Origin of the sequence: Marivita sp. (assembly GCF_017643905.1) — a bacterium.
In the GTDB taxonomy this organism is placed as follows: Bacteria; Pseudomonadota; Alphaproteobacteria; order Rhodobacterales; family Rhodobacteraceae; genus Marivita.
Map to the genome: position 1 here is coordinate 1 of NZ_JAEPMO010000262.1, position 3,158 is coordinate 3,158.

Sequence of the window (3,158 nt, forward strand, 5' to 3'; positions counted from 1 at the left end):
CGAGTCGGGCCGCATCGCACAATGGTCGAGGCAGTGGCGATGCGCACGCACGGGCTGGGTGGAGACAGCGAGGTGCATTTGGCGAGTGGCGGTTTGACCGGGGGTGTGACGCTTGGGCCAAGGCGTGTGTTGCCCGTGGCGATTGTGGCGCAGGATGCGCCAGACGTGGTGCACAAGGCGATGGATGAGCAGATGAACCGACCCGTTCCCGGCGAATACGATGCCCGCTTCGTGCGGCGGGTCGAAGGGCAGGATGCGGTTGGTCTGCCGGAACGCGCGCAGGCCGTGCTGGACCGGATCACCGTTGCGCCGCAGCCTTTGGGGGCTGTGGTGCAGTCGCGGCTGGAGGCGCAGTCGCTGCGGCTTCTGGTGTCGCGTGGGTTGGTGCAGGTCGCGGGGCCAACGCCGACGGATGCGCTGCACGTGCTGGGGCGGTTTGCCCATTGGGATGCAACCGCGTCGGAAAAGGCGCTGGCCTTGCTGGCCCGCAACCGCACCGGATCGGGGGAGAGGCACGCCCAAACCGCGCAGGAGATGGCTGAACAGATCGTCGATGCGCTGACCCGCGCCACCGGTACTGTGCTGCTGGAAGCGGCGTTTGCGGAGGATGGGATGGAAGACCCGACCGCGCTTGCCCAACATCCGTTGATGGCGCGTGGGTTGCGGCAGACGCAGGGCTTGGTGCATCTGACGGCTGGTCTCTCCGTTCCCGTCGTGGGGTTGGGTGCATCGGCGCAGACGACCTATCCCGCTGTCGGGCAATACCTGAATGCCGAGATGCTTTTGCCGGACCATGGAGATGTGGCCAATGCCATTGGTGCCGTCACGGGCCGGATCCGGATGCTGCGCGAAGGCTTGGTGAGCAGCCCGTCCGAGGGTCTTTTCCGGGCGCATCTGCCCGATGCGCCGCAGGATTTCCGCGATGCAGATGCGGCTATGGCGATGCTGGAGGCGAGGCTGAGTGCGGCGGCCATTGAAGACGCCGAAGCGGCAGGTGCGGCATCGGTCCATGTGCAGGTCTGGCGCGAGGTCAAACGCGCCGAGATCGAAGCGCGCGAGATGTTTGTCGAGGCACGCATCGTGGTCGAAGCGACCGGTCGGCCACGGATCACGGCTCACGACGTGGAGACCGCGCTGTAACAAGTGTTGGACTTGGTATTCTGCGCGCCATCTATAGGCTCTGGACGACCAATGGAGGTGCCCGCATGGCCAAATACGAAAAGAACCCGGACGTGATTGCAACGCTGTCGCCGGAACAGTTCTACGTCACGCAGGAAAGCGGGACGGAACGTCCCGGCACGGGGGAATACCTTCACAACAAGGAACCCGGCATCTATGTCGATATCGTGAGCGGCGAGCCGCTGTTTGCCAGTGCCGACAAGTACGAGTCCGGTTGCGGCTGGCCCAGCTTCACCAAGCCGATTGAACCTGCGCATATCAATGAGCTGCGCGACATGTCCCACGGGATGATCCGCACCGAGGTGCGCTCGGCCCATGGCGACAGCCATCTGGGGCACGTGTTCCCGGACGGTCCGCGCGACCGGGGTGGTTTGCGCTATTGCATCAATTCCGCCAGCCTGCGGTTCATCCATCGTGACGATATGGAGGCCGAAGGCTATGGCGATTATCTGGATCAAGTGGAGGATGTGGCATGACTGAACGTGCTGTTTTGGCAGGTGGCTGTTTCTGGGGGATGCAGGATCTGATCCGCAAGCTGCCCGGTGTTCTGGACACCCGCGTGGGCTATACCGGTGGGGATGTCCCCAACGCGACCTATCGCAATCACGGCACCCATGCCGAGGGGATCGAGATCATTTTTGATCCGTTGGTGATCTCGTATCGCAAGCTCTTGGAGTTCTTCTTTCAGATCCACGATCCGACCACGTTGAACCGTCAGGGCAATGACCGTGGCCTGAGCTACCGCTCGGCGATCTATTATGTGGACGAGGCACAGAAGGACTGTGCGCTGGACACCATCGCCGATGTGAACGCAAGCGGCATCTGGCCGGGCAAGGTTGTGACCGAAGTCGAACCCGTAGGGGATTTCTGGGAGGCGGAGCCCGAGCATCAGGATTACCTGGAGCGGTTCCCGAACGGCTATACCTGCCACTTCCCGCGCGCCAATTGGGTGCTGCCCAAGCGCGACGCGGCCGAGTAAAGGTTGTTGAGAGAGTACGGAAAGGCCCGTTCGCGGGCCTTTTTCTTTTCCGGGGTCAGGTCTTCTTGCCGCCAATCCTGGGCTCTGTCCCGGCCTTGAGGCGGGTCAGGTTTTCGCGGTGCCGCCAGATGATGAGCAGGGCAAGCGCCAAGGTCAGGAAAAACACCTGTCCCTGACCGACCAGAAGACACCACAGTGTCGACCATGATGCGGCCACCAGTGCCGAGAGGCTGGAGATCCGGCTGATGACGGCGGTGGCCAGCCATGTGGCGCAAGCCAAGAGACCCACGGGCCATGACAGAGCCAGCATCAGGCCAAGGAATGTCGCAACCCCCTTGCCGCCTTTGAAGCCCAGCCAGACAGGAAAACAATGGCCAAGAAACGCGGCAAGTGCCGCAATCTGCGCCGCGATTTCTCCGCCAAATTCACGGGCCAGCAATACGGCAACCGCACCTTTGGCCCCGTCGAGCAACAGGGTCGCAGCAGCGGCCCCCTTATTGCCGGTGCGCAGGACGTTGGTCGCGCCGATATTGCCTGATCCGATCTCGCGAAGATCCCCTAGACCCATCGCCTTGGTCAGGATCAGGCCGAAGGGGATCGACCCAAGCAGGTAGCCGATCAGCGCCCAAAGCGCATAGAGGGCCAGTCCTGTCTCAAGCGTTGGCATCATGTGCTCCGGTAGACCGAGGTTCCGCTGACAAAGGTTTCAAGAACCTTACCCTGCAAGCGCGCGCCGTCAAAGGGCGTGTTCTTCGACTTGGACTTGAGCTTGAATCGGTCGAGCACAATGGGCTTGTCGGGATCGAAGAGAACCAGATCGGCGGGTGCGCCTTTGGTCAGGCGCCCGCAGTCCAGCCCGAGCCGCTTTGCCGGGTTCAACGATAGCGCACGGAAGAGCGTCGGCAGATCAAGATCGCCCGAATGATAGAGGCGCATCAGCACCGGCAGCATGGTTTCCAGACCCACAGCCCCGCTTGCCGCTTCCTCGAAGGGCAGGCGC

General features: G+C 62.6%; 4 protein-coding genes and 1 pseudogene. 3 read left to right on the forward strand and 2 right to left on the reverse strand.

From position 1 onward, the window contains the following. The 3 genes and pseudogenes from JJ869_RS22940 to msrA all read left to right on the forward strand — a co-directional run. Positions 1-1,140, forward strand: a pseudogene (locus JJ869_RS22940) (hydantoinase/oxoprolinase family protein); the annotation flags it as partial. A gap of 65 nt (positions 1,141-1,205) precedes the next feature. Beyond that, on the forward strand, positions 1,206-1,655 hold the full coding sequence (gene msrB / locus JJ869_RS22945; RefSeq protein WP_292271208.1) for a peptide-methionine (R)-S-oxide reductase MsrB: 450 nt from the start codon (positions 1,206-1,208) through the stop codon (positions 1,653-1,655). Continuing rightward, on the forward strand, positions 1,652-2,158 hold the full coding sequence (msrA, locus tag JJ869_RS22950; RefSeq protein ID WP_292271210.1) for a peptide-methionine (S)-S-oxide reductase MsrA: 507 nt from the start codon (positions 1,652-1,654) through the stop codon (positions 2,156-2,158). The genes msrB and msrA overlap by 4 nt, the downstream gene beginning before the upstream one ends. A gap of 55 nt (positions 2,159-2,213) precedes the next feature. On the opposite strand, the gene plsY is transcribed toward msrA, so the two are convergent. Next, a complete protein-coding gene (gene plsY / locus JJ869_RS22955) occupies positions 2,214-2,825 on the reverse strand; it encodes a glycerol-3-phosphate 1-O-acyltransferase PlsY (RefSeq protein WP_292271213.1) in 612 nt (203 codons plus the stop codon). Continuing rightward, on the reverse strand, positions 2,825-3,158 hold a 334-nt coding region (locus JJ869_RS22960), incomplete at its 5' end, for an amidohydrolase family protein (protein ID WP_292271215.1). The genes JJ869_RS22960 and plsY, both read right to left, overlap by 1 nt.